This window comes from Novosphingobium barchaimii LL02 (assembly GCF_001046635.1).
GTDB classification, from domain to species: Bacteria; Pseudomonadota; Alphaproteobacteria; order Sphingomonadales; family Sphingomonadaceae; genus Novosphingobium; species Novosphingobium barchaimii.
The window spans coordinates 909,108-932,355 of sequence record NZ_KQ130452.1; the positions used below are offsets into that span (position 1 = coordinate 909,108).

29 protein-coding genes are annotated in these 23,248 nt (G+C 64.1%); 20 read left to right on the top strand and 9 right to left on the bottom strand.

Annotated features, from left to right (window positions below; genetic code table 11):
* Positions 1 to 118: 118 nt before the first annotated feature.
* On the bottom strand, positions 119 to 1,720 hold the full coding sequence (locus V474_RS04615) for a phosphoenolpyruvate carboxykinase (protein ID WP_059150313.1): 1,602 nt from the start codon (positions 1,718 to 1,720) through the stop codon (positions 119 to 121).
* A gap of 282 nt (positions 1,721 to 2,002) precedes the next feature.
* Between V474_RS04615 and V474_RS04620 the strand changes: the two genes are divergently transcribed.
* The 8 genes from V474_RS04620 to V474_RS04655 all read left to right on the top strand — a co-directional run bounded on the left by V474_RS04620 (position 2,003) and on the right by V474_RS04655 (position 7,913).
* Positions 2,003 to 2,821 (top strand): response regulator transcription factor, encoded by an 819-nt coding sequence (locus V474_RS04620; protein ID WP_236710648.1) that lies wholly within the window; start codon positions 2,003 to 2,005, stop codon positions 2,819 to 2,821.
* Positions 2,814 to 4,394, top strand: a complete 1,581-nt coding sequence (locus V474_RS04625; RefSeq protein WP_059150314.1) for a sensor histidine kinase — start codon at positions 2,814 to 2,816, stop codon at positions 4,392 to 4,394. The genes V474_RS04620 and V474_RS04625 overlap by 8 nt, the downstream gene beginning before the upstream one ends.
* Positions 4,391 to 4,837, top strand: a complete 447-nt coding sequence (locus V474_RS04630; RefSeq protein ID WP_059150315.1) for an HPr kinase/phosphorylase — start codon at positions 4,391 to 4,393, stop codon at positions 4,835 to 4,837. Before V474_RS04625 ends, V474_RS04630 begins: the two co-directional genes overlap by 4 nt.
* An 88-nt stretch (positions 4,838 to 4,925) precedes the next feature.
* Positions 4,926 to 5,852 carry an RNase adapter RapZ gene (gene rapZ / locus V474_RS04635; protein ID WP_236710650.1) on the top strand — a complete coding sequence of 309 codons (927 nt, stop codon included), beginning with the start codon at positions 4,926 to 4,928 and terminating at the stop codon, positions 5,850 to 5,852.
* A gap of 48 nt (positions 5,853 to 5,900) precedes the next feature.
* On the top strand, positions 5,901 to 6,305 hold the full coding sequence (locus tag V474_RS04640; protein ID WP_059150317.1) for a PTS sugar transporter subunit IIA: 405 nt from the start codon (positions 5,901 to 5,903) through the stop codon (positions 6,303 to 6,305).
* Positions 6,302 to 6,580 carry an HPr family phosphocarrier protein gene (locus tag V474_RS04645; RefSeq protein ID WP_043972826.1) on the top strand — a complete coding sequence of 93 codons (279 nt, stop codon included), beginning with the start codon at positions 6,302 to 6,304 and terminating at the stop codon, positions 6,578 to 6,580. The genes V474_RS04640 and V474_RS04645 overlap by 4 nt, the downstream gene beginning before the upstream one ends.
* A complete protein-coding gene (locus tag V474_RS04650) occupies positions 6,561 to 7,436 on the top strand; it encodes a TrmH family RNA methyltransferase (RefSeq protein WP_236710653.1) in 876 nt (291 codons plus the stop codon). The genes V474_RS04645 and V474_RS04650 overlap by 20 nt, the downstream gene beginning before the upstream one ends.
* Before the next feature lie 66 nt (positions 7,437 to 7,502).
* Entirely contained in the window at positions 7,503 to 7,913 is a 411-nt protein-coding gene (locus V474_RS04655; protein WP_082699588.1) for an META domain-containing protein, read from the top strand.
* A gap of 123 nt (positions 7,914 to 8,036) precedes the next feature.
* On the opposite strand, the gene rmuC is transcribed toward V474_RS04655, so the two are convergent.
* The 3 genes from rmuC to recR all read right to left on the bottom strand — a co-directional run bounded on the left by rmuC (position 8,037) and on the right by recR (position 10,912).
* Positions 8,037 to 9,587, bottom strand: a complete 1,551-nt coding sequence (gene rmuC, locus V474_RS04660) for a DNA recombination protein RmuC (RefSeq protein ID WP_059150318.1) — start codon at positions 9,585 to 9,587, stop codon at positions 8,037 to 8,039.
* A gap of 81 nt (positions 9,588 to 9,668) precedes the next feature.
* Positions 9,669 to 10,238, bottom strand: coding sequence for a peptide deformylase (def, locus tag V474_RS04665; protein ID WP_059150781.1), 570 nt, complete (start codon positions 10,236 to 10,238; stop codon positions 9,669 to 9,671).
* A gap of 77 nt (positions 10,239 to 10,315) precedes the next feature.
* Positions 10,316 to 10,912: a recombination mediator RecR gene (gene recR, locus V474_RS04670; protein ID WP_059150319.1), complete on the bottom strand. Its 597-nt coding sequence runs from the start codon at positions 10,910 to 10,912 to the stop codon at positions 10,316 to 10,318.
* Between the two features lie 60 nt (positions 10,913 to 10,972).
* Between recR and fmt the strand changes: the two genes are divergently transcribed.
* The gene (fmt, locus tag V474_RS04675) at positions 10,973 to 11,881 is read left to right on the top strand and encodes a methionyl-tRNA formyltransferase (protein WP_059150320.1); all 909 of its coding nucleotides are present in this window, start codon (positions 10,973 to 10,975) and stop codon (positions 11,879 to 11,881) included.
* Between the two features lie 3 nt (positions 11,882 to 11,884).
* Here fmt and V474_RS04680 read toward each other — a convergent pair whose 3' ends face one another.
* Positions 11,885 to 12,409 (bottom strand): cupin domain-containing protein, encoded by a 525-nt coding sequence (locus tag V474_RS04680; RefSeq protein ID WP_059150321.1) that lies wholly within the window; start codon positions 12,407 to 12,409, stop codon positions 11,885 to 11,887.
* A gap of 99 nt (positions 12,410 to 12,508) precedes the next feature.
* Here V474_RS04680 and truA point away from each other — a divergent pair, with 99 nt between their 5' ends.
* Positions 12,509 to 13,255, top strand: coding sequence for a tRNA pseudouridine(38-40) synthase TruA (gene truA / locus V474_RS04685; RefSeq protein WP_059150782.1), 747 nt, complete (start codon positions 12,509 to 12,511; stop codon positions 13,253 to 13,255).
* 6 nt (positions 13,256 to 13,261) lie between these two features.
* Here the strand turns inward: truA and V474_RS04690 are convergent, their stop codons facing one another.
* From V474_RS04690 to V474_RS04700, 3 genes are all read right to left on the bottom strand, one after another.
* Positions 13,262 to 15,115: a PAS domain S-box protein gene (locus V474_RS04690; protein WP_059150322.1), complete on the bottom strand. Its 1,854-nt coding sequence runs from the start codon at positions 15,113 to 15,115 to the stop codon at positions 13,262 to 13,264.
* A gap of 133 nt (positions 15,116 to 15,248) precedes the next feature.
* A complete protein-coding gene (gene cobS, locus V474_RS04695; RefSeq protein ID WP_059150323.1) occupies positions 15,249 to 16,241 on the bottom strand; it encodes a cobaltochelatase subunit CobS in 993 nt (330 codons plus the stop codon).
* Between the two features lie 63 nt (positions 16,242 to 16,304).
* On the bottom strand, positions 16,305 to 16,916 hold the full coding sequence (locus V474_RS04700; protein WP_407938312.1) for a winged helix-turn-helix transcriptional regulator: 612 nt from the start codon (positions 16,914 to 16,916) through the stop codon (positions 16,305 to 16,307).
* A gap of 192 nt (positions 16,917 to 17,108) precedes the next feature.
* Here V474_RS04700 and V474_RS04705 point away from each other — a divergent pair, with 192 nt between their 5' ends.
* The 10 genes from V474_RS04705 to V474_RS04750 all read left to right on the top strand — a co-directional run bounded on the left by V474_RS04705 (position 17,109) and on the right by V474_RS04750 (position 22,629).
* Entirely contained in the window at positions 17,109 to 17,537 is a 429-nt protein-coding gene (locus tag V474_RS04705; RefSeq protein WP_059150325.1) for a VOC family protein, read from the top strand.
* A gap of 29 nt (positions 17,538 to 17,566) precedes the next feature.
* Positions 17,567 to 18,250 (top strand): glutathione S-transferase family protein, encoded by a 684-nt coding sequence (locus V474_RS04710; RefSeq protein WP_059150326.1) that lies wholly within the window; start codon positions 17,567 to 17,569, stop codon positions 18,248 to 18,250.
* A 2-nt stretch (positions 18,251 to 18,252) separates the two neighbouring features.
* Complete coding sequence (locus tag V474_RS04715; protein WP_059150327.1) at positions 18,253 to 18,624, top strand: DUF1428 domain-containing protein; 372 nt, start codon at positions 18,253 to 18,255, stop codon at positions 18,622 to 18,624.
* 2 nt (positions 18,625 to 18,626) lie between these two features.
* Positions 18,627 to 19,442, top strand: a complete 816-nt coding sequence (locus V474_RS04720; protein WP_059150328.1) for a VOC family protein — start codon at positions 18,627 to 18,629, stop codon at positions 19,440 to 19,442.
* Positions 19,443 to 19,518: 76 nt separating this feature from the next.
* Positions 19,519 to 20,145, top strand: coding sequence for a glutathione S-transferase family protein (locus V474_RS04725; protein ID WP_059150329.1), 627 nt, complete (start codon positions 19,519 to 19,521; stop codon positions 20,143 to 20,145).
* The gene (locus V474_RS04730) at positions 20,142 to 20,636 is read left to right on the top strand and encodes a VOC family protein (RefSeq protein ID WP_059150330.1); all 495 of its coding nucleotides are present in this window, start codon (positions 20,142 to 20,144) and stop codon (positions 20,634 to 20,636) included. The genes V474_RS04725 and V474_RS04730 overlap by 4 nt, the downstream gene beginning before the upstream one ends.
* A 7-nt stretch (positions 20,637 to 20,643) precedes the next feature.
* Positions 20,644 to 21,042, top strand: a complete 399-nt coding sequence (locus V474_RS04735) for a VOC family protein (RefSeq protein WP_059150331.1) — start codon at positions 20,644 to 20,646, stop codon at positions 21,040 to 21,042.
* On the top strand, positions 21,039 to 21,692 hold the full coding sequence (locus tag V474_RS04740; protein WP_059150332.1) for a glutathione S-transferase family protein: 654 nt from the start codon (positions 21,039 to 21,041) through the stop codon (positions 21,690 to 21,692). Before V474_RS04735 ends, V474_RS04740 begins: the two co-directional genes overlap by 4 nt.
* 11 nt (positions 21,693 to 21,703) lie before the next feature.
* On the top strand, positions 21,704 to 22,153 hold the full coding sequence (locus V474_RS04745) for an SRPBCC domain-containing protein (protein ID WP_059150333.1): 450 nt from the start codon (positions 21,704 to 21,706) through the stop codon (positions 22,151 to 22,153).
* Entirely contained in the window at positions 22,150 to 22,629 is a 480-nt protein-coding gene (locus tag V474_RS04750) for a GFA family protein (RefSeq protein ID WP_059150334.1), read from the top strand. Before V474_RS04745 ends, V474_RS04750 begins: the two co-directional genes overlap by 4 nt.
* Before the next feature lies 1 nt (position 22,630).
* On the opposite strand, the gene V474_RS04755 is transcribed toward V474_RS04750, so the two are convergent.
* Entirely contained in the window at positions 22,631 to 23,221 is a 591-nt protein-coding gene (locus tag V474_RS04755; RefSeq protein ID WP_059150335.1) for a J domain-containing protein, read from the bottom strand.
* Positions 23,222 to 23,248 lie beyond the last annotated feature (27 nt).

Genomic DNA, 23,248 nt, shown 5'->3' on the forward strand with positions numbered 1-23,248 from the left:
GGCCCGGCCCTGCGATTGCTGTTCGTCCTGCCTGCACCGCGCTGGAAAGCCGGCGCCAAGGGAAAAGGCCCCGAAACCGAAGTTTCGGGGCCTCCGAGTGCATTTCAGGTCGTGAAGGTCAGGCCGAAACGGGCGCAGCCTTGCGCACGCCTTCATCGACATGCTCTTCGAACTGCTCGAAGTTGTCGATGAACTGCTTGACCAGGGTCTGCGCCGTGCGATCATAGTCCAGCGGATCAGCCCAGGCGCCGCGCGGGTCGAGCAGCTTGGTGTCGACACCGGCGACCTCGACCGGCACTTCGAAGCCGAAGTTGGGATCTTCCCTGAACTCGGCGGCGTTGAGGCTGCCGTCGAGCGCGGCGTTGAGCAGAGCGCGGGTCGCCTTGATCGGCATGCGCTTGATGCCTTCCATCGTCGCTTTGCCGCCCGACCAGCCGGTGTTGACCAGCCAGCACTTCACGCCGCCCTTGGCGATACGCTCCTTGAGGAGGTTGCCATAGATGGACGGGTGACGCGGCATGAACGGCGCGCCGAAGCAGGTCGAGAACGTCGCTTCCGGCTCCGTCACCCCGATCTCGGTGCCGGCAACGCGCGCGGTATACCCCGAGAGGAAGTGGTACATCGCCTGGTCCGGGGTCAGCCGCGCGATCGGCGGCAGGACGCCGTAAGCGTCGGCGGTCAGGAAGATGATATTCTTCGGCACCGGCCCAAGGTTCTTCTCCGAGCAGTTCGGGATGAAGTCGATCGGGTAGGAACCGCGGCTGTTCTCAGCCAGCGAGTTGTCATCAAGGTCGATCTTACGAGTGACTGGATCGATCACCACGTTTTCCAGCACCGTGCCGAAGCGGCGGGTGGTGGCGTAAATTTCCGGTTCGGCTTCTTCCGAAAGGCGGATCATCTTGGCGTAGCAGCCGCCTTCGAAGTTGAACACGGCCGTGTCCGACCAGCCATGCTCGTCATCGCCGATCAGCGTGCGCGAAGCGTCCGCCGAAAGCGTGGTCTTGCCGGTGCCCGACAGGCCGAAGAACACAGCGGTGTCCCCGTCCGCGCCGATGTTGGCCGAACAGTGCATCGGCATCACGCCCTTCACCGGCAGCAGGTAGTTGAGGATGCCGAAGACCGACTTCTTCATTTCGCCCGCATAGGACGTGCCGCCGATCAGGATCAGCTTCTCCGAGAAGTTGACCGCGACCACCGTCTCGCTGCGCGATCCATGACGCTCGGGATCGGCGCGGAAGCTGGGCAGGTCGATGATGGTGTATTCGGGCGCGAAGCCTTCCAGTTCCTCGCTCGATGGGCGGACCAGCAGCGTCTTGATGAACAGGTTGTGCCAGGCGAACTCATTGATCACGCGCACCTTCACGCGGTGCTCCGGCTGCGAGCCACCGAACAGGTCGGCGACGTAGAGCGTGTCCTTCTGCGCGACGGCAGCAAGGAAATCCTCCTTGAGCGCGGCAAAATGTTCGGGCGTCATCGGCACGTTGGTCTTGCCCCACCACACCGTCGATTCCGTCTCGGCGTCGCGGACGATGAACTTGTCCTTCGCCGATCGTCCTGTGTGCTTGCCGGTGGCGACGACGAACGGACCATCGGCCGAAAGCACGCCTTCCCCATTCTTCACCGCATGTTCGACCAGGGGGGCCGTGCCGAGGTTCGCGAAGATCGTAGCCTTCGTCTCAATGCCCTGTTTATCGAGCGGATAGCTAAGCGAAGTGGTCAATGTCATCTCCTCCAAAAGATGTCGCCCTACGGGTATTCCCGAGGGCGCATTCGCGATTCCTGCGCAAGAATCGAGCCACGAATAGGCAGCTGTCTCTTTTCCGTCAATTTGGGGGAAATTGGAACCGTCAAGGTCCTATGCGTAGGAGTTTTAATCGCGCAGACGCAACGGACTGGACCAATTGCCACAGCGCTCCGTTCCGCCCGCACCGCAGATTGTCATCCGCGCGCGCAGCCGCTAGGCAAATCGTCCCATGCAGTAAAAGGGAAACTGCGCGCGCCCATGGCCGATGCATCCACTCCCCCGCCCCTAGCCGGTCCTCTGGCAGACGACGCCGCCTTGCCTGCGGCGCCATCGGGCAGTTCGCCTGCGGCCGCTCCGTCTGCGCCGCGGCAGCACACGATCGCGCTGGTCGATGACGACCGCAACATTCTCACCACGCTGTCCATCAGTCTCCACGCAGAGGGCTTCGCCACGCGGGTCTACGCTGATGGCGAGACAGCGCTGAAAGCTCTGCTGGACAACCCACCGGACCTTGCCATCTTCGACATCAAGATGCCGCGCATGGACGGCCTGCACCTGCTGCAGGCCCTGCGCGCGCAGTCCAGCCTGCCGGTGATCTTCCTGACATCGAAGGACGAGGAGCCCGACGAAGCCCTGGGCCTGGCGATGGGCGCGGACGACTATATCGCCAAGCCCTTCAGCCAGCGCCTGCTTGTCGCGCGCATTCGCGCCATCCTGCGGCGTAGCGAACTGGCGCGAACACCGCCCGAAGACGAAGCCCCTGCCAACCTGCCCGATCCGGTGATACGCGGCAGGTTGATGCTTGATCCCGCACGCCACCAGGTGACATGGGATGATCGGCCCGTATCGCTCACCGTCACCGAATTCCTGCTCCTGGAAGCCATGGCGACCCGCCCCGGCGTGGTCAAAAGCCGTAACCAGCTGATGGACGCGGCCTATAGCGACGACGTCTATGTGGACGACCGTACCATCGACAGCCACATCAAGCGCCTGCGCCGAAAATTCCGCGCGGTAGACCCTGAATTCGGTGCGATCGATACGCTGTACGGCGCCGGATACTCTTTTGCCGATGGCTGAAAAGTCACGCGCCAAACCGCGCCCGCGCGTTGCGGTACGGCTGGGGCTGGCGTGGAGCTTATCGCTCACCGCGCGCATTCTCGCGGTGAATGTGATCGCCCTCGCCCTGCTGGCGGGCAGCCTGTTCTACATCGACAGCTACCGCAACGAACTGCTCGCCGAACGCTACCGCCTCGCCAAGACCGAGGCCGAGATCACCGCCGACGCCCTCGCCGACGAAAACCCGGCCGGCCGCCTCGCCCTGATTGCCCGGATCGGCACCACGCAGGACCTGCGCCTGCGGCTCTTTGGTCCCGCCGGCAAACTTTCCGGCGACAGCTTCGTTCTGGCACCGCCTTCCTACCGGTTGATCGACCCGGCCAGCGAACCCTGGTTCCAGGACGCTGCGCGCATGCTCGACCGGGGCATGGATTTCATCCTTGGCGCGCCCCCCATCCCGGACTACCGCGATCCGGCCCACGCAGATGCCGGCGCCTGGCCTGAAATCGCCGCCGCATTGGGCTCCGGGCAAACGCGGATCAACCACAAGGCCGCGCCTGACCGCACACCCGTCATCATCGCCGCCACTCCGGTAGGGAATGACGGCTCCGCGCTTCTGGTTACCCGCAACGCCCGCGACATCACCGAGAACGTGCGCATGGCCCGCCAGACACTGGCCTTCATCGTCGGCGGCGCGCTGGGCGTTTCGATCCTGCTGTCGCTTTTCCTTGCCCGCACCATCGTCGAACCGCTGCGCAAACTGGTCCGCGCCGCCGTGCGCGTGCGGCTGGGCCGTGATCGCAGCGTCGTCGTCCCCCGCCTGCCCGACCGCCGCGACGAGATCGGGCTCCTCGCCCGCGCCATTTCCGACATGAGCAGCGCACTGCGCCAGCGCATCGACGAAGTGGAGAGCTTCGCCGCCGATGTCGCCCACGAACTCAAGAACCCGCTGACCTCGCTGCGCAGCGCGCTGGAAAGCCTCGACCGGGTGGAAGCGCCGGACCTGCGCCGCCAACTCCTCGGCATCGCCCAGGACGACGTGCGCCGCATCGACTTCCTCGTCACCGAGATCGCCGATGCAAGCCGCATCGACGCGCAGATCAGCCGGACCACCTTCGAACCTTTCGACATGGGCGGGCTCGTCCGCGCGCTCGTCGCCGAACGCGACCAGCGCGGCGTCAACGGCGGCTGCCCGGTCTCGATCCTGCGCAAAGACAGCGCGGACCTGACCGTTGCCGGCGACGCGCCCCGTCTCGAACGCGTGCTCCAGAACCTGCTGGACAATGCCGTGTCCTTCTCGCCGCCAGGCAGCCCGATCGAAATCTCGCTCTCGCGTATCGACAGCCGGGTAAAAATCGCCGTTGCCGACCATGGCCCCGGCATTTCCGCCGCCGCCCGCGAACGCATCTTCGAACGCTTCCACTCGCTGCGCCCCTCGCGTGAGGAATTCGGCAAGCACAGCGGTCTCGGCCTCGCCATCGCACGCACCATCGTCGAGGCCCACTTCGGCAAGCTCGTCGCGACCGATCGCACCGATGGCGCCTCAGGCGCGCGTCTGGTGTTCTCACTACCCGCATGGCAGAGCGAGAGATGAGCCGGCCCGCCCCCGCCACCGCCCCGGCCCAGCGCCAATCGACCTGCATTGCCATTGCCGGGCGCGCGGTGTTGATCGAAGGCCCTCCCGGCAGCGGCAAATCCAGTCTCGCCCTCGCCCTTATCGACCGGGGCGCAGAGCTTATCGGCGACGACTCGGTGCTGTTTAAAGCGGACGGCCGTCGGCTGATCGCCATGCCGCATCCGCATACGCGCGGCTTGATGGAAGTGCGCAACCTCGGCGTTCTTCCCTTTCCCTGCATCGATGATGTGCCGGTTGCCCTCGTTCTGAGGCTGGACAGCGCCGCGCCCCGCTACATCGAAACGCCCGAGCGCTTCACCATCGCCGGAATCGAACTCCCCCTCGTCCGCCTCTGGCCCGAGGGGGGATCGCTCGCCCTCAAGGCCGAACTGGCGCTGGGGCGCTACGGATTGGCGCCATAGCAGTCCCAACAGGGCACAGCTTTTTTCGCCCTCTTCCCTTTCCGGCCTGCTGCGCGCAGATAGAGTGGATATGGGGACCGAAGCGGGAATGAGCGCCGATCAGCCGGCACGCCAGCGCGTATTGCTGGTGACTGGAATGCTGGGCGCCGGCAAGACCACGGCGCTACGCGTGCTTGAGGATCTCGGCTGGGAAATCGTCGACAATTTCCCGATCCGCATGCTCGACGCCCTGCTCGACGCCGGCTCCAGCGGCGCGGACAGCGACCCTGCGCCGCTTGCCATAGGCTTCGATTCCCGCACCCGCGGCTTCAATCCAGAACGTATCATCGCGCAGGTCAAAGCCCTGACAGAGCGGCGCGACATCGAACTGACTACCCTGTTCCTCGATTGCGGCAGCAACGAGCTTGAGCGCCGCTACAACGAAACCCGCCGCCGCCATGTCCTTGCCGGCGATGCGCCCGTCTCCACCGGCATCCGCGCCGAGCGCGAACTGCTCGCCCCGCTGCGCCGCTGGGCCGACCTGTTGATCGACACCACCGAATTCACCTCCAACGACCTGCAACGGGTGATTCGTGAACGCTTCGCCTCCAGCGAACCGGGTGAACTGACCGTAACCGTCTCCAGCTTCGGGTTCTCGCGAGGGATGCCGCCGGTGGCGGACCTCGTTTTCGACATGCGCTTCATCGAGAACCCGCACTGGGATCCCGTCCTGCGCCCGCAGACCGGGCAGGACCAGGCCGTGGGCGACTACATCCGCAAGGATCCGGCCTACGAAGAGGCATTCACGCGCATCCGCGATCTGCTGCTTCTGCTGCTCCCCCGATACCGGGCGCAGGGCAAGGCTTACGTGCATATTGCATTTGGCTGCACTGGCGGGAGGCACCGCTCCGTATTTACTGCGGAGCAAATGGGAGCAGCCTTGCGCCAGGCAGGATTTTCGCCCACATTGTTGCACCGCAACCTGGGCTCGCGGGCAGCAGATCTTCTTGAAGGAGGGCTGCGACGTGAAAAATGAAAACGGCGCCCGGGCGCGATTGCAGGAATTTCGGAGCGCATTCCCGACATGATCGGCATGATTCTGGTTACTCACGGCAATCTCGCCGAGGAGTTCGTACACGCGATGGAACACGTCGTCGGCGATCAAGCCGACGTCGCGACGATCTGCATCGGCCCGAACGACGACATGGAACAGCGCCGCTCGGAAATCGCCGACGCCATCACCAAGGTCGACAGCGGTGAAGGCGTGATCATCCTCACTGACCTGTTCGGCGGCACCCCTTCCAACCTCGCGATCTCGCTGATGCAGGCGGGCAAGGTCGAAGTAATCGCCGGCATCAACCTGCCGATGTTGATCCGCCTCGCCAAAGCGCGCGGTTGCATGCCGGTGCGCGAAGCGGTCGCCGCGGCGCGCGATGCGGGCCGCAACTACATCACCATCGCCAGCGAATATCTGGGGCAGGACGCATGATCGACTGCCGTGAAACGGTGCTGATCGTGAACAAGCGCGGCCTCCATGCCCGCGCCAGCGCCAAATTCGTGAACCATGTCGCAGAACTGCCTGACACGGTGAAAGTCAACGTCACCAAGGACGGCGGCAGCGCGGAAGGCGGTTCGATTCTGGGCCTCATGATGCTCGGCGCCGCCAAGGGCGATTCGATCGAGATCGCCTGTTCGGGCGACGGCGCCGAAAGCGCGCTCGCCGTGCTGACCGGCCTCGTGCGCGATGGCTTCGGCGAAGAATAACACAGGCGGACTGAACGAAGTGTCTTCGTATGACGAGCCTTGGGACGCCGGTTCACGCCGAACCATCACCGGCTTTTCCAACCCACTGGTCAAGTTCCTGCGTTCGCTCAGGGACAAGAAGCACCGCAAACGTGAAAAGCGCTTCCTGGCCGAAGGCCTGCGCCTGCTCACCGACGCCCGCGAATGCGGTATCGTGCCGGAAATGCTGGTCATGGCGATCGGGCGCGATCCCCACCCCCTGCTCGATGCACTCGAAGACGCGGTGACGGCAGCGGGCGGCGAAGTCGTCGAGATGGACGTCGAAATCCTCGCCAAAGTTACCGGCAAGGATAATCCGCAAGCGGTTGCGGGCGTGTTCGCCGAATTTGACACCGGTCTTGCCAATCTGGACCGCGCATCCGCGCCGATCTGGCTGGTGGCGCAGGCACTGCGCGATCCGGGTAATCTGGGCACGATGCTACGCACCGGCGACGCCGTGGGCGCGGGCGGGCTGATCCTGATCGACGACTGCGCGGACCCGTTCTCGGTCGAAGCGGTGCGCGCAAGCATGGGCGCGATCTTCACTCAGAAACTGGTGATCGCACGCTGGGACGAATTCATCGCCTGGCTGCACGCCGGAGAAGGCCAGCTTGTAGCCGCCTCGCTGCGCGACCCGACCGACTACCGCGAGGCCGCTTATGCCGATCCGTGCTTCCTGATGGTAGGCAACGAATCGCAAGGACTTCCCGCTGAGTACGAAGAGGCCTGCGACCTGCGCGTCACCATCCCGATGCTGGGCCGCGCAGACAGCCTGAACGCCGCCGTCGCCGGCGCAGTTCTGGCTTACGAAGCACTGGCGCACTTGCGGCGGGCCTGATCCGGTACAACCTGACCCGGTGCGTTCATCCGATCCTCACATCCGCTATGGCAGGGTGTACCGACAATGCGTCGAATCGGTATCTTCCTGATAGCCCCAGCCCTTCTGGTCGGATGCTCCGAAAGCGGTAATCGCTCGCGCCTTGCCGAGAGCAGCTGGCGGTTCGACCGTATCGACGGCGAACGCCCCATGTCCCAAGCCTCGGGCATTACCTTTGAAGATGGCAAGATCGGCATTGCAGTCGGCTGCAGCAGCCTGGGCGGACCCTGGCGCATGGATGCCGACCGCCTTGTCGCCGGCCCACTCGACCAAAGCGAAACGACCTGCCCTGACCCATCATGGCATCAAAGCAGCGCCGTCAACGCCCTGCTCGTCGCCACCCCGCGCGTCGCGGTGGAAGGGAACCGGATGACCTTGCAATCGAGCGGGCACACAGCGGAACTGGTGCGAGTCGACAACCAGGTATTTCATCGTTGATTTGAAGGGAAAACCTGGGGCCATCGCCCCAGACCCCTTTTTAATGCCGTCGTTGAACATGCAGGAGCCTCACCCGCTCCTTGCTGCCGCCAGCCATCATGTCTCCCGGCTCACTTCTTTTAACTACTCTGCCACCTCCACCTGCTCACCGACAAGATCCTCGATCTGCCCCGCGGTGTCCGAAAAACGCGGCGCGGACTCCACCAGCGGCACATCGTCGGAAATTTCGCGCTTGCCGATCTTGATATGCTTTTCGCTGAGACGCCGTGCCCAGCTCATCACATTGCCCTCATAAGTCCGTGCGAAGTCATTGAAACTATTGACCGCCCGGCCAAGATGAATGCCTACCTTGCCAAGATCATCCTGTGTCTTGGCGATGCTGTCGTACAGGTCGCTGCCCAGCTTGCCGATTTCCCGCGCCTCTCGGGCAAGGCCTTCCTGCTGCCATACCTGCGCGATGGTGCGGGCGATGGCGACAAGGTTGGTCGGGCTGGCGAGCAGCACCCGGCGATCGAACGCGTAGTCCCATAGGCCCGAGTCGTGGTCGAGGGCAGCGGCGATGAAATGTTCGCCCGGTACGAACATGATGACGTAGTCCGGCGCGTTTTCGAACTGGCTCTGGTAGCTTTTGGTGCCCAGTGTCTGGATGTGATTACGCATCGAGGCTGCATGCGCATCGAGGAAGGCCGCGCGCTTTGTCTCATCCTCCGCCTCAAAGGCATCCTGATAGGCGTTGAGCGAGACCTTGGCGTCAATCACAAGCTGCTTGTTACCGGGGATACGCACAATCGCATCTGGGCGCAGGCGCCCTTCTTCCGTATTGACGGAGTGCTCCGTCACGAAGTCCGTGTGTTCGGTCAACCCGCACTGTTCGAGGACGTTCTTGAGTTGCTGTTCGCCCCAGCGCCCCCGCGCCTTGGGCGCATTTCGCAGTGAATTGCCGAGGCGCACGGCCTCTGCCCGTACTTGCTCCTGCCCCACGCGCAGCGCTTCGATCTGGCCACCCAATTGCCCGAAAGCATCGATCCGCTTGGCCTCCAGCGCCGAAACCTGTTCCTCATAGCTTTTGAGCCGCGCGCCGACAGGGGCCAGCAGTGTGGCTATACGCTCTGCGTTGGTCTTTTCGCTCTGCTCGAAGCGGGCGCTGGCGCGGTTGAGGAATGCCTCCTGCGCGCCGGCGAGTACTTTGGCTCCAGCGTTTTCAAACTCCTTGCGCAAGGCTTCCTGGGCCTGGATCAAAAGTCGCTTCTGTTCGTCGAAATTCGCGGATTTCTCACGAAGTGTGGCCAGTTCGGAGGCCAAGTCGCGCTGTTCGCGGCGCAAGGCGTCGACCTGTGCGGCGTTCTCCGTCCGGGTTCTGTCCAGAATCGCGGCCATTTCACCGCGCGCACGGTCCAGCATGACAGCGCCGTGCTGGCGCAAGCGTTCGCTTATCGCTTCATGTTCGCTGCGGGCGCGGTCCAGTTCCTGGGCGAGAGCATCGGCCCGGCTTGCCCGTTCGCGAGCTGCTTCCAGATCAGCGAAGGCCCGCAAATACCTGGCATCGCCTTCACGCACTTCACGTTCGCGTCCCTCAGCCAGCGCCCGCCACTGTGCAGCGGGGCGCGAGCCGAAGAACCAACCGGCAGCAAGGCCGATGACGAGGGCGACAATCGCGGCGACAGCAAATTCCATCGCCCGAGACTAAGCGGAACGTTTGGAGAACGCCAGCCCTATGCATCAGATTTTCGCGCCCCGGATCACCGAGGCGTGCAATCACGCCGCGCGGCGGAGCTTTTCCAGCTTCTTGAGCGCCATCTGGCGCTTGAGGCGCGAGAGGTGGTCGATGAACAGCACGCCTTCGAGGTGGTCCATCTCGTGCTGGAGGCAGATGGCCATCAGGCCTTCCATCTCCTCCTCGTGCGCGGTGCCGTCAAGGTCCTGCCAGCGCGCGCGGATGCGCGAGGGGCGCTCAACGTCCGCGAAGATTTCGGGGACCGAAAGGCAGCCTTCCTGATAGGCGATGAAATCGTCCGACGGGTCCAGAATCTCGGGGTTGATGAAGACCCTGGGTTCCTTCTTCGTGGGCTGATGGGTGTGGTGGTGATCGCCGTGCGCGGTGCAGGCCTCAGGCTCGGCATCCTCGTCGTCGGGCTGGAGGTCGATCACCAGCACGCGCTGCGGAACGCCAACCTGGATCGCTGCCAGGCCGATGCCGGGTGCGTCGTACATCGTCTCGAACATGTCGGCGACGAGAGTGCGCAAATCATCGTCGAACTTGTCGACGGGGACCGATATCTGCTTGAGGCGCGCATCGGGAACTTCGAGGATTTCAAGAATAGCCATTACGGCCAGATAATCCCGATGAAGCAATTTCGCAAGAATGCGCGCGTCGATCACTCTGATCGAGTGACCAAGCCGTTTCAGCCGACCGGACGACGCGCCCGGATCGCCTGAGCCAGAGTGCCCTCGTCGAGATAATCAAGCTCACCGCCGACCGGCAGGCCGTGGGCCAGCTGGGTGACGCGCACCGGGAAAGCCTCAAGCCGTTCGGCGATGTAGTGGGCCGTCGTCTGCCCCTCCAGCGTGGCGTTCATGGCAAGCACGACTTCGTCAATACCGCCCTCACCGACGCGGCGCAGCAGGCCCTCGATGGCCAGATCCTCGGGCCGCACCCCGTCCAGCGCCGAGAGCCGGCCGCCCAGCACATGGTAATGCCCGGTGAACAGCCGCGCGCGGTCCAGCGCCCAGAGGTCCGCCACTTCCTCCACCACGCAGATCGAGCGGGCATCGCGCCTGGTGTCCACGCAGATACCACAGGGGTTGGTCGTATCGATGTTACCGCAGGTCTCACACTCGACAAGAGCTTCGCGCACTTCTCCCAGCGCATCGAGCAATTGCACAAGCGCGGTCTCTCGCCGCTTTATCAGCCACAACACGGCGCGCCGCGCCGAGCGCGGGCCAAGGCCGGGTAGACGTGAAAGGGCTGCGGTCAGCGTCTCGATCTCTTGCGATGCCATGGATGGGGAGATAGGGCCTGCGCCTGCCCTTAGGAAGCCCGTCGGAGAGTTCCCCACATCATGCGCATCATCTTCATGGGAACGCCCGATTTCGCCGTCCCTGCGCTTGTCGCGCTGATCGAGGCGGGGCACGAGGTTGTGGCCGCCTATTCGCAGCCTCCCCGGCCCGGCGGCCGGCGCGGCAAGGAGCTGACGCCCTCGCCCGTTCACATCGAAGCGCAGGCACGCGGGATCGAGGTGCGTCACCCGGTTTCGCTGAAAGGCGCCGAGGAACAGGCCGCCTTCGCCGCGCTGAACGCCGATATCGCGGTGGTTGCCGCTTATGGGCTGATTTTACCGCAAGCGGTGCTGGACGCACCGCGTCTGGGGTGCCTGAACATCCATGCCTCGATCCTGCCGCGCTGGCGCGGGGCGGCGCCGATCCAGCGCGCGATCCTGGCCGGTGACCCGACGACGGGGATCACCATCATGCAGATGGAGGCCGGGCTAGACACCGGGCCGATGCTGGCGACGCTGCGCACGGTGATCGAGCGCAAGACCGCCGGCGAACTGACCGCCGAGCTGGCCGATCGCGGCGCACAGCTCCTGATCGGCACCTTGCGCGATCTTGCCGTGCACCGGGCAGTGCGCCAGCCCGAGGACGGCGTCACTTATGCGAAGAAGATCGACAAGGCCGAGGCCCGGCTCGACTTCGCGCAAAGTGCCGAGGCCGCCGAACGACAAGTGCGCGCTTTCATGCCCGCACCGGGGGCTTTCTTCGAGCTTGAGGACGAGCGCTACAAGGTGCTGGCGGCAGACGTGGCCGAGGGCAGCGGCGAGGCCGGGACGACACTTGACGATTCGCTGACCGTGGCCTGCGGTTCCGGTGCCTTGCGGATCACCCGCATTCAGCGCGCGGGCAAGCCGGCGATGGCGAGCGGCGACCTGCTGCGCGGACGACCGGTTCCGGCGGGTACGCGGCTGGGCTGAACCTCAGGCCTTTTCAGGCATCCGGCGCACCGGGGGCTGCTCGTCGGCCCAGCGGGCGTGACCTTCGCGCAGGATGCCTGCCAGCTTCTCCCACGCTGGGACGGGCTTGTCCCTGACCTTGATGTTGAAGCTGTCGGTGGTGCGAAATTCCAGCACTTCGGCGCCTTCTGGTCCGGCAGTATAGGCATAGGGCACTTCGCTGCCGACGAACAAGCCGTCTCCGGCCGCCAGTGTTTCCGTGCCCATGCGGATTGAGCCCGCGACAACGTAGTACAGGCAATCGCAGTCGTGGCTGTGCAGCGGGAGCGGAAAGCCGCTTTTCACCCACAGGCGCGCCAGGCTCATGCCCTCGCGTCGATAGGGGACGTCTGCATATTCGCCGCGCACCTGCATCGCGTCCGCCAGCTTCGACTGGGCGGCGATAAGGTTGGGTGTCTCGCCTTCGTAAGTCATGCAGGCGCAGTCGTCGAGCGTGGGGGCGTCGGCGCCTCGAAAGATCTCGAAGCGGGGCAGCTGCATTTCGGCCATTTTCGGCTCCTTCCCGGTCAGGGACAGATGATGCCACCGCGCTCCGTCGGCGCCAAGCCCATTGCATGGCCGCGCCAGTCCTGTATCGGCGGGGCGAATATGACACGCTTTGCGCTGACCCTGGAATTCGACGGTGGACCCTACATGGGGCTGCAACGCCAGTCTCACGGCCCCTCGGTACAGCAGGCGGTCGAGGATGCGGCCTTTGCTGTGACTGGCGAGAGGGTCATCATGTATGCGGCCGGCCGCACTGACGCCGGAGTTCATGCGCTGGGGATGCGGGCGCACATCGAGGTGGAGAAGCCCTTGGCCCCGTTCCGGCTGATGGAAGCGCTCAACGCCCTGCTCCGCCCCGCCCCGATCGCAGTTCTGGACTGCAAGGTCGTGACCGAAGACTGGCACGCTCGCTTCTCATGTCTGGGGCGCGCCTATATCTACCGCATCGCCAACCGACGCGCGCCGCTGACGCTGGAGCGGGGCAAGGCGTGGCAAGTGACCAAGCCGCTCGATGCTGACGCCATGCACCGGGCCGCGCAGGCGCTGGTCGGCCTGCACGATTTCACGACGTTCCGTTCGACACACTGCCAGTCGGCATCGCCGCTCAAAACGCTGGACCGGCTTGCCGTGCGCCGCGAAGGCGAGATGGTGTTGATCGAAACCGAAGCGCGCAGCTTCCTGCACCATCAGGTCCGCTCGATGGTGGGCTGCCTTGCGCTCGTCGGCATGGGACGCTGGAGCAAGGAAGACGTGGTCGCTGCGCTGGCAGCCAGGAAGCGTCAGGCCCTGGGCCTTAATGCGCCGCCAGATGGCCTTTATTTCGTGCGGGCGATCTACCCGGAAACCTGAACCAACTCAGGCTTCTTCGATGACGCTGCGATCCGCCTGCAGGGTCCAGCGCACTCCGTCCGGCAAATAGGACAGCACGCCTTCTCCGCCGAGGTCCGATCGAAGGCCATTGGTCATCAGGCGGGTGCCGAAACCCTGCCGGGTCGGCTCGGACACCAACGGACCGCCCACTTCCTGCCAGACGACTTCGACAATGGGCCGCCCTTCAGCCTCGCGATATGTCCAGTGCATGTCGACATAACCCTGATCTTTAGACAGCGAACCGTACTTGATCGCGTTCGTGGACAGTTCGTGCAGCGCCATCGCCAAAGCAAGAGCAGCGCGCGGCTTGAGCGCGATATTCGGGCCCGAAAGATGCACCCGGCCCTTGTGCGCCCCGGCAATATCGACGGCGCCGTCGACGATCGATTCCATCGGGGCGGCAGTCCAGCTGGTCTGGGTCAACAGATCGTGCGCGCGCGCCAGCGACGCCAGCCGGTCGCCGATGGCATCGCGCGCCTCCATCGGCGTGCCGACGCCGCGCAGCGACTGACCGACGATGCCCTGGACTACCGCCAGAGTATTCTTGACCCGGTGCTGAAGCTCGTTGGTGAGCATTGCGCGGTGCTCGTCCGCCTGCGCGCGCTCGGTTACGTCGCGCACAGTGCCGACAAGCCGGGCGGGCTGGCCGTCATTCTCGATCAGGCGGCCCCGTGCGTGGATGCTGCGGAACTTGCCGCCCGGTGCGAATACCCGGTATTCGACGTCGAGCCGGTTGTCGGCTCCTGGATCAAGCGCATGGGCGACGGCAGCAGCAACATCGTCGCGGTCGTCGGGATGAACGACGTCCGTGAAGGATCTGCCGAATTCGAGCGGGTGATCCAGGCCCACGCCGAGAAGTTCACGGGTGCGAGCATCCCATTCAAGAAGCCGGAGCGCAGGAACGGCGTCCCAGGTGCCCAGTTCCGCCGCCTCCACCGCCAGTTCGAAGCGGCGCTCCGTGGCCTCCAGTTTCTCGCGGCTGAGGCGCTGTTCAGTGCGATCACGCAGGATTTTCAGGAAGCCGACAGGAATGCCGTCATCGTCCACCAGCGGCATCATCTCGCCATTGGCCCAGAAACGTCCGCCATCCTTGCGCAAATGCCAGCGCTCGTCAGTGCCATAGCCAGAACGCAGGGCGGCGCCCATTTCTTTGGCGGGCAGGCCCGCCTCGCGGTCCTCGGGTGTAAAGAATTCATCGCAGAGGCGGCCGCACATCTCTTCCTCGGTCCACTGCAGGATGCGGCGGGCACCCTCGTTCCAGCTAGTGACGCGGCCTGAGAGGTCCATGGTGATGATGGCGTAATCGATGGCGCTGTGCAGTATCTGGCGGTGACGCGCCTCATCGGCCTTCTGCTGGGCCAGCAGACGGCGGTGTTCCATCTGCGTCATGACCTGGCGTGCCAGCGCCAGGAGCGCCGAACGCTGGTCGTCACTCAATTGGTGAGGCTTGCTGTCCAATACGCACAGCGTTCCCAAAGGATAACCATCGGGCGTTTCCAGCGGCGCGCCGGCGTAAAACCGCAGGGAGGGATCGCTGGTGACCAGCGGATTTTCAGCAAACCGGGGATCGCGCGAGGCATCCTGGACTTCGAAGACACCGAGTTGTTGGATCGCGTGACCGCAAAAGGCCCACTCGCGCGGTGTTTCGCCGGCGGCAATGCCCAGCTTGGCCTTGAACCATTGCCGCTTGTCGTCGAGCAGGCTGACGAGGGCCATGGGAACGCCGCAAATTTGGGCTGCGATGCGCGCAATATCATCGAAATCCCCCTCGCTGGGGGTGTCCATGATCTTATAGCGTTCCAGCGCCTCCAAGCGATCCGCTTCGGCCCAACGCTTCATATCCGCTTCTCTTAAACCTCTGGATTGCCTTATACCCGAGGCATAGGGGACAGTCCGTGCGATGTCACCAACGACTTTGGCTTCCCCGCCGCCGCCACACGCGACAGCGGGAAGCCATAAGCTCTAGGGCCGGTCAGGCCTTGGCGACGACGCTTTCCGGCAGGTCCTGCCCGAATACGCGCTGGTAGTATTCGGCCACCAGCATACGCTCGGTCTCGTCGCACTTGTTGAGGAACGAGAGACGGAAGGCGAAGCCCACGTCGTTGAAGATCGCGGTGTTCTGCGCCCAGGTGATGACGGTACGCGGGCTCATCACGGTGGAGATATCGCCGTTCATGAAGCCCTGGCGCGAGAAATCCGCCACCTTGACCATCTGCGCGATCACGCCGGAGCTGATCTGCGGCACCTTTTTGGAGACGATCGCCGTCTCGGTGTCGGCCGGCAGGTAATTGAGCGCGACGACCATGTTCCAGCGGTCCATCTGGCCCTGGTTGATCTGCTGGGTGCCATGATAGAGGCCCGAGGTATCGCCAAGGCCCACCGTGTTGGCGGTGGCGAAAAGACGGAAATGCTTGTCGGGGCGGATCACGCGGTTCTGGTCGAGCAAGGTCAGCTTGCCCTCGGTCTCCAGGATGCGCTGGATCACGAACATCACGTCCGGGCGGCCGGCGTCGTATTCGTCGAATACGAGCGCCACCGGGTGCTGCAGCGCCCAGGGCAGCAGGCCCTCACGGAATTCGGTCACCTGCATCCCGCCGCGCAGGACGATCGCATCGCGCCCGATCAGGTCGATACGGCTGATATGCGCATCGAGGTTGATGCGGATGCACGGCCATTTGAGGCGCGCGGCGACCTGTTCGATGTGAGTCGATTTGCCGGTGCCGTGGTAGCCCTGCACCATGACGCGGCGGTTGTAGGCAAAGCCCGCCAGGATCGCGAGGGTGGTGTCCGGGTCGAACACATAGGTCTCGTCCAGGTCGGGTACGCGCTCGTCCGCGACCGAGAAGGCCGGAACCTTCATGTCGATGTCGATCCCGAAGGTTTCGCGCACATCGACTTCGATATCGGGAGCGGCCAGCACGGTGGCGTCGCGGTTCTCGGCGATCAGGTTCTTGGATTCTGTCATTGCGGGGTATCGACTAATGGACGCAGGCCCGCATCGCAATAAGGTTTGGAAGGTTCAACCGGCTTAGCTGGCGCATTTGGGAGGTAGGCTGAACAGGTCGATGAACTTTTGCGCCAGCGCGGGGTCGCCCTCGATCCGCAGCCCGACCGTTTCCGATGCCCGTTTGCCGTAGAATGCGGCGAGAAACGGGAGCCCGGCCTCGGCAGAGAAACGCAGGTCCGGCGCGGGATCGCCCTCGGCGGCGGGATGAATTGCCAGTTCACCCGGCCCCAGCAGCGCCGTGAAATGTTTGTCACCCACAGCCAGCGCCGCTGTAAGCCGCAGATCGCCGATGCGCTGCGCCACGATCATGGTGCGCATCGAGAGCATCAGCGAGACCGGGGTGATCGGCAGCGTAGGGTCATGCAGCGTCGACCTAACCGCCCAGCGCCCCAGTTCCTGCATCACCGGTTCAAGCGCCAGGCCCCACTCAGTCAGGCGGTAGACCTGCACCGAGGCGGGTGGCGGCAGGGTTTCGCGCCGCACGATGCCAGTCTCTTCCAGGCTCTCCAGTCGCTCGGTCAGCGTCTTGGCGCTCAGGCCCGGAAGTTCAGCGCGGATTTCTCCGAAACGGCGTGCGCCCAACATCATTTCGCGAATGATGGGGATCGCCCAGCGCTCTCCGATAAGCTCCATGGCGAAAGCCGCCCCGCATGCATCGCCATACCAGCGGCCATGCGCTCGGGCCTTTTCGCCATCTGTCGCGGATTTACCTCGTTTCGTTTCTTTTTGCAACTTCATGGTTGCTTTTAGTTACCACCAGAGTCACCGTCAGGCAAGAGGCGATTCGGGACATTCCGGCAAGCGCCCATCGCAAGGAGAGCACCGATGACCCGCATGCTGTTCGTGAACCTGCCCGTCACCGACCTGACCCGCGCCAAATCGTTCTATTCCGCGCTCGGCTTCGTGAACGAGCCACGCTTTTCCGACGACAGCGGTGCCTGCATGGTCTGGTCCGACGCAATCTTCGTGATGATCCTCACCCATGACAAGTGGCGCACATTCACCAGCCGCCCCATCCCCGATACCGGCTCCAGCGAAGTCATGCTGTGCCTCTCATGCGAGAACCGAGACGAGGTGAACGCACTGGCCGACACCGCCGGCAGCAACGCCGGCACCGCCGATATCAATCCTTCGCAGGATTATGGCTTCATGATGAGCCGCAGCTTCGCCGACCCGGACGGCCATGTCTGGGAAGTGATGTGGATGGACCCGGCGGCAGTTTCAGGCGAAGCTCCGGCCCAAGAGACGGCCTGAACCGCACAACAAGACAAGCGAGAGAGACGATGCCGATCGATCCGAACGCCGCCCTTGAAATCACCGCTTTCGAATGGGTGCCACCCTTCGCGCAGGGGCTGGTCCGGGATTTACGACCGCGCTGGGCCTGCGAGGAATATGGCCTGCCCTACAAGGTACGCCTCATCAGCGCGGTGGAGCGGCCCACCTGGTATTTCCAGGACCAGCCATGGGGACAGGTTCCTTTCGTGCGCGACAGCGAGGTGGGAATATTCGAAAGCGGCGCCACCCTGCTGCACATCGCCGAGAAGGCCGGCGCCCTCCCCCCGGTCGGCTCGCAGGAACGCGCCAAAGTGCTGAGTTGGCTGCTGGCCGCGTTCAACTCGGTCGAACCGTTCGTGATGGAGTTCGTCAATTGCACCGTCTTCTCCCGCAAGGAGGAATGGGCGCAGCTGCGCAAACCCTCGCTGGTCGAGACCCTGACCGGGCGGCTGTCCAGGCTGGAAACCGCGCTCGGGGATGATGAATGGCTGGCAGGCGAATTCTCGATCGCCGACATCGCCATGGTCACCGTCCTGCGCGCCCTGCCCGACCCAGCGCTGCTGGCCGAATGCTCTACCCTTACCGCCTATGTCGAGCGTGCCACCGCCCGCCCCGCGTTCACACGCGCACTTGAGGCGCAGCTACAACCCTTTGCCGAACATGATCCCAAGCAGCAGAAGGAAGGAGTTTGACCATGACCTACGTCGACGGATTCGTGCTCGCCGTTCCCAAGGCGAACAAGGAAAAGTTCATCAAGCACGCGCAGCAGGGCGACTCGGTCTTCATGGACCAGGGCGCGACCCGCATTGTCGAGTGCTGGCAGGATGACGTGTCGCCCGGCAAGCAGACCGATTTCTTCCGCAGCGTCGATGCGAAGGAGGACGAGGCGGTGGTCTTCAGCTGGATCGAATGGCCCGACAAGGCCACGCGCGACAAGGCCATGTCGAAGATCGAGGACCTCATGAAGAGCGACCCGCGCATGAACCCCGAAACGAACCCCATGCCGTTCGACGGCATGCGCATGATCTACGGCGGCTTCACCCCCGTCGTGACTTTGGGAGATTAGCTATGGGCAACCCTGTGGGCAGCTTCATCTGGTATGAACTGATGACCGGCGATGCCGATGCCGCCGCCGCGTTCTATGGCACCGTCGTGGGCTGGAAGATCGGCGCCAACGTCATGCCGGACGCGGGCATGGACTACCGCATGATCGAGCGTATCGACGGCGGCGGCGCGGGCTGCGGCTATTCCGGCGGCGTCCTCGCCCTCACCGACGAGATGATCGGCGGCGGCGCGAAGCCGGGCTGGCTCGGCTACATCCATGTCCCCGATGTCGACGCTGAAGTTGCCGCGATCGTGGCTGAGGGCGGCGCTGTCCATATGCCTGCCACCACCATGGACGGCGTGGGCCGCATGGCCATGGTTGCCGACCCGCTCGGCGGCGCCTTTTACCTGATGACCCCGCAGCCGCCCGAAGACGATCCCGATGCGACCAGCGACGTTTTCACCGTCGATAAGCCGCAGACGATCCGCTGGAACGAGCTCGTCACCCCGGACGACGATGCGGCGGTGGCGTTCTACACAAAGCACTTCGGCTGGACCCAGGAAGGCGCGATGCCAATGGGTGAGCTGGGCGATTACCGCTTCATCCAGAACGAGGGCATCGGCATCGGCGCCGTGATGAAGAAGGCCGATTTCATGCCGGTCTCGGGCTGGGCCTATTACATCGGTGTCGACGACATCGACCGCGCCCTGGCCGCCGTAAACAACGGTGGCGGCAAGGCGATGGGGGATCCCCGGCAGATCCCCGGGGGCGAATACACCGTCCACGCATTCGACCCGCAGGGCGCCTATTTCGGGCTGGTCGGGCCAAGGGCGGGATGAGCAACCAGGGCGGTTGACGCCGCCCTGATGTTCCATCAATGTTCCACCGATTGAAGTACACTGCGGGAGACAGCCGATGGCCGACTACACCTTCTTCACGAACCCCATGTCGCGCGGCCAGATCGCCCGCTGGGCTCTGCACGAAGCTGGCGCAAAGTACGAACAGGTGCTGGTCGACTGGAAGGACAAGCCAAGCGCCTTCCTTGCCGCCAACCCGATGGGTAAGGTGCCCACCATCGTCCATCACGTAGAGGCCGGCGACCGCGTAGTGACCGAGGCCGCTGCGATCTGCCTCTACCTCGCGGAGATGCACCCCGAGGCGGGCCTGCTCCCCAACGATGGCGAGATGGCGGACTACTACCGCTGGACGCTGTTCGCCTCCGGCCCGATCGAGCAGGCGATCACCTCGCGCGCGCTCAAGTTCGAACCCAAGCCCGATCAGGAGATGATGGCCGGCTGGGGCAGTTTCGAGCGGACAATCCACACCATCGACGAAAAGCTGACCGCCGACACCTGGGTCTGCGGAGAACGCTTCACCATGGCCGATGTCTATGTCGGCAGCGCTATCGACTGGGGGCTGACCTTCGGCATCATGCCGCCGATGCCCTCGCTGGTCGGCTATGCCGAGCGTTGCCAGGCCCGCCCCGCCTACAAGGCCGCAAAGTCCATAGACGGCAAGCTGATAGAGGAGATGAAAAAATGACAGGCGTAACTAAAGCCCGCATCTGCCTTTGGTACAACGGCGACGCCGAAGATGCCGCGAACTTCTACTCAACGGTGTTCCCCGATACCCGCGTGGTTTCCGTGCAGCGATCCCCCGCCGACTATCCTGATGGCCTGTTGGGCAACGTGCTGGTGGTCGAATTCTCTGTGATGGGGATCGACTGCATCGGCCTCAACGGCGGCGACCAGTTCCCGCAGTCCGAGAGCTTTTCGTTCCAGATCGCGACCGACACCCAAGAGGAAACCGACCGCTACTGGAACGCCATCGTCGACAACGACGGGCAGGAAAGCATGTGCGGCTGGTGCAAGGACAAGTGGGGCCTCAACTGGCAGATCACCCCGCGCGCTCTCACCAATGCGATGTCCAGCCCCGACCGCGCGGCGGCGGCCCGCGCCATGCAGGCCATGATGACAATGCGCAAGATCGACATCGCCGGCATCGAAGCGGCCTTTGCGGGCGAAACGGCCTGATCCCGCCATGGGCGTCGAACTCAACCACACCATCGTCTGGTGCCGCGATCGTCAGGTCTCGGCTGACTTTTTCGCCGCAATCTACGGCTTGGCCGAACCGTTCGACCTGTTCCGCTTCCGCGTGGTCAAACTGGCGAATGGCGTATCGCTCGATTTTGCGGAAAAACACGGGCTGGTCGCGCCCCAGCACTATGCAATGCTGGTCGACGAAAGCACCTTCGACGCCGTTCTCTCACGCATCGAAGCACGAGGACTGACGTACTGGGCCGATCCCATGCGCACCCGCGCAGGCGAGATCAATCGAAACGACGGCGGCCGCGGCCTCTACTTCGAAGACCCGGACGGTCACGTCCTCGAAGCCCTGACCGTGCCTTACGGCGGATTTGCACGAAAGGATGAGGGATGACCCTCGCACTCTACGGCCACCCCTTCTCGTCCTACACCTGGAAGGCTCGAATCGCGCTGCTTGCGGCCGAGCTGGACCACGAATTCCTGATTCTCGACGCCGACCATCCCGAACATGCGCAAGCCGTTCGATTTGCCGGACCTCAGGGCAAGTTCCCTGTGCTGCGCGACGGCGAGAACCTGCTGTTCGAGGCTACCTCGATCATCGAATATCTCTCCGTCCACCACGCCCCTGCCGACATGCTGGTCCCGTCGGACCCGGACGCAGCGATTGGAATCAGGATGATGGACCGGGTCTTCGACAACTACGTCATGGGCCCCATGCAGGACGTCGTGAACGAATACCTTCGGGACGGTGACAACCCCGACACGGTGCGGGTTGCCGAAGCCCGCGCCCGGCTGGAACGCAGTTACGCATGGCTGGAAGGCTGGCTGCATTTCTATCCCGAGATGGATTACGTCACCCTGATCGAATGCGCCGCCGCGCCGTCGCTGTTCTATGCCGACTGGGTTCACCCGATCCCCGAAGCCCTGCCGCGCCTGCGCGAGTGGCGCGCCCGCCTGCTCAGCCTGCCCGCCGTGCGCACCTGCGTCGAGGAAGCGCGCCCCTACCGCGCCGGCTTCCCGCTCGGCGCTCCTGACAGAGACTGAAGGAGAAACCGATGTCCAACGAACTGTCGATCACACGCCTCATCGCCGCGCCTCCGGCAAAAGTCTGGGATGTGCTGGCGGAACGGCAGAACGAATGGTGGTGCCCGGTTCCGTGGCGCGCCGAAGTCGACCATCAGGACCGCCGCCCCGGCGGTGTCTGCAAGATGACGATGTACGGCCCCGAGGGCGAAGTGATGCCCCAGAACGGCATGTACCTCGCCTATGACGAGGGCCGCCGCTTCATCACCACCGACGCCGTGGTCGACGATTTCCAGCCAAACGGCCCTTTCATGATCGGCATCTGGGAAATCGCCCCGGAAGGCGAAGGCACCCGCTATACCGCCACCGCCCGCCACTGGACGGAGGACACCATGAACCAGCACGCAGAAATGGGCTTCACCGAAGGCTGGACCGCCTGCGCCGACCAACTCGCCGCCATCTGCGAGAACGAAGCGGGATGACCACCCTCGAGGGCGGCTGTTCCTGCGGTGAAGTGCGCTATCGCCTGCTCGGCGCCCCGATCGTCGTCCACTGCTGCCATTGCAGGGCGTGTCAGCGCGAATCGGGAGCATCCTTCGCCCTCAACGCGGTGATCGAGGCTCACCGGGTAGAAACCCTCAGCGGCGCGCCGGAATGCGTGGACACTCCTTCCGAAAGCGGCAAAGGCCAGGCAATCTTGCGCTGCCGTTCGTGCCGGGTCGCCCTCTGGAGCCATTATGGCGGGCCCGGCCCGGCCGCCAGTTTCGTGCGCGTCGGCACGCTCGACGATCCCGATGCCTGCCCCCCGGATGTCCATGTGTTTGCCCGTAGCCGTCAGAAGTGGGTGAAGATTCCCGAAGGCGCCGAAAGCTATGAGATTTTCTATTCCGGCAAGGACGTGCCGCGCATCTACGGCGAAGAAGGCGCGGCCCGCTGGCGCGCCGTCATGGGCCGCTAGATCACGCGAACGCCGCCGCCTTCTTCAATGTCTGATACGCCTCGACCACGCCCTGCAATTTCACCGCATGACTATGATCGCCCCCGTTGTGGTCGGGGTGATATTGCCGTAGCAGCCGCGTGTAGCGCATCCGCAGCGTCTTGCGGTCTATGCTCGCATCCAGCCCCAATACGCCCAGCGCCTGCCGCTCGGCAGGTGAGAAGCCTGCCTTTTCGGCCTGCATTTCCGCGCGGCGCCGATTTACATGCGCTTTCGCCCGCGCCGAGATCGCTTCCAGCGGATCGGCGTAGTCCCGCCAGCGCGGCGCCTCGTCCACGCCTGCATCCGGGCGGAACGCGCGGGTCTGCGTCTCCCAGCCATGCAGCGGCGACTGCGCGCGCAGGATCTCCTCGGTGTCCATGCCGTCGAAATAATCGTAGCCGGAATTGAACTGGCGAACATGGTCGAGACAGAACCAGAGGTAGTCGCCCGGACCGTCAAAACCGGAGGGGCGACCGCCCGGCGCACGGAACTCACCCGCTTCCTCGCACCCCGGCCATGTGCACTCGCGCCCGCCGGATTCGACCCTGCCATGAAATCTATGCTGTCTCACCGGCTTTCAGATGGGGCAAGGATCGCC

Excerpts from the sequence above, each read along its gene's own strand:
- V474_RS04700 (WP_407938312.1), bottom strand. The coding sequence starts at position 16,916 with ATGGAGCTTATCGGAGAGCGCTGGGCGATCCCCATCATTCGCGAAATG.
- V474_RS04735 (WP_059150331.1), top strand. The coding sequence starts at position 20,644 with ATGGGCGTCGAACTCAACCACACCATCGTCTGGTGCCGCGATCGTCAG.
- V474_RS04690 (WP_059150322.1), bottom strand. The coding sequence starts at position 15,115 with ATGAAGCGTTGGGCCGAAGCGGATCGCTTGGAGGCGCTGGAACGCTAT.
- V474_RS04630 (WP_059150315.1), top strand. The coding sequence starts at position 4,391 with ATGAGCCGGCCCGCCCCCGCCACCGCCCCGGCCCAGCGCCAATCGACC.
- V474_RS04640 (WP_059150317.1), top strand. The coding sequence starts at position 5,901 with ATGATCGGCATGATTCTGGTTACTCACGGCAATCTCGCCGAGGAGTTC.
- fmt (WP_059150320.1), top strand. The coding sequence starts at position 10,973 with ATGCGCATCATCTTCATGGGAACGCCCGATTTCGCCGTCCCTGCGCTT.
- rapZ (WP_236710650.1), top strand. The coding sequence starts at position 4,926 with ATGAGCGCCGATCAGCCGGCACGCCAGCGCGTATTGCTGGTGACTGGA.
- V474_RS04720 (WP_059150328.1), top strand. The coding sequence starts at position 18,627 with ATGGGCAACCCTGTGGGCAGCTTCATCTGGTATGAACTGATGACCGGC.
- V474_RS04620 (WP_236710648.1), top strand. The coding sequence starts at position 2,003 with ATGGCCGATGCATCCACTCCCCCGCCCCTAGCCGGTCCTCTGGCAGAC.
- recR (WP_059150319.1), bottom strand. The coding sequence starts at position 10,912 with ATGGCATCGCAAGAGATCGAGACGCTGACCGCAGCCCTTTCACGTCTA.
- V474_RS04650 (WP_236710653.1), top strand. The coding sequence starts at position 6,561 with ATGGCTTCGGCGAAGAATAACACAGGCGGACTGAACGAAGTGTCTTCG.
- V474_RS04710 (WP_059150326.1), top strand. The coding sequence starts at position 17,567 with ATGCCGATCGATCCGAACGCCGCCCTTGAAATCACCGCTTTCGAATGG.
- V474_RS04705 (WP_059150325.1), top strand. The coding sequence starts at position 17,109 with ATGACCCGCATGCTGTTCGTGAACCTGCCCGTCACCGACCTGACCCGC.
- V474_RS04730 (WP_059150330.1), top strand. The coding sequence starts at position 20,142 with ATGACAGGCGTAACTAAAGCCCGCATCTGCCTTTGGTACAACGGCGAC.
- V474_RS04715 (WP_059150327.1), top strand. The coding sequence starts at position 18,253 with ATGACCTACGTCGACGGATTCGTGCTCGCCGTTCCCAAGGCGAACAAG.
- V474_RS04645 (WP_043972826.1), top strand. The coding sequence starts at position 6,302 with ATGATCGACTGCCGTGAAACGGTGCTGATCGTGAACAAGCGCGGCCTC.
- truA (WP_059150782.1), top strand. The coding sequence starts at position 12,509 with ATGACACGCTTTGCGCTGACCCTGGAATTCGACGGTGGACCCTACATG.
- V474_RS04750 (WP_059150334.1), top strand. The coding sequence starts at position 22,150 with ATGACCACCCTCGAGGGCGGCTGTTCCTGCGGTGAAGTGCGCTATCGC.
- cobS (WP_059150323.1), bottom strand. The coding sequence starts at position 16,241 with ATGACAGAATCCAAGAACCTGATCGCCGAGAACCGCGACGCCACCGTG.
- def (WP_059150781.1), bottom strand. The coding sequence starts at position 10,238 with ATGGCTATTCTTGAAATCCTCGAAGTTCCCGATGCGCGCCTCAAGCAG.
- V474_RS04745 (WP_059150333.1), top strand. The coding sequence starts at position 21,704 with ATGTCCAACGAACTGTCGATCACACGCCTCATCGCCGCGCCTCCGGCA.
- V474_RS04655 (WP_082699588.1), top strand. The coding sequence starts at position 7,503 with ATGCGTCGAATCGGTATCTTCCTGATAGCCCCAGCCCTTCTGGTCGGA.
- V474_RS04740 (WP_059150332.1), top strand. The coding sequence starts at position 21,039 with ATGACCCTCGCACTCTACGGCCACCCCTTCTCGTCCTACACCTGGAAG.
- V474_RS04625 (WP_059150314.1), top strand. The coding sequence starts at position 2,814 with ATGGCTGAAAAGTCACGCGCCAAACCGCGCCCGCGCGTTGCGGTACGG.
- V474_RS04680 (WP_059150321.1), bottom strand. The coding sequence starts at position 12,409 with ATGGCCGAAATGCAGCTGCCCCGCTTCGAGATCTTTCGAGGCGCCGAC.
- rmuC (WP_059150318.1), bottom strand. The coding sequence starts at position 9,587 with ATGGAATTTGCTGTCGCCGCGATTGTCGCCCTCGTCATCGGCCTTGCT.
- V474_RS04725 (WP_059150329.1), top strand. The coding sequence starts at position 19,519 with ATGGCCGACTACACCTTCTTCACGAACCCCATGTCGCGCGGCCAGATC.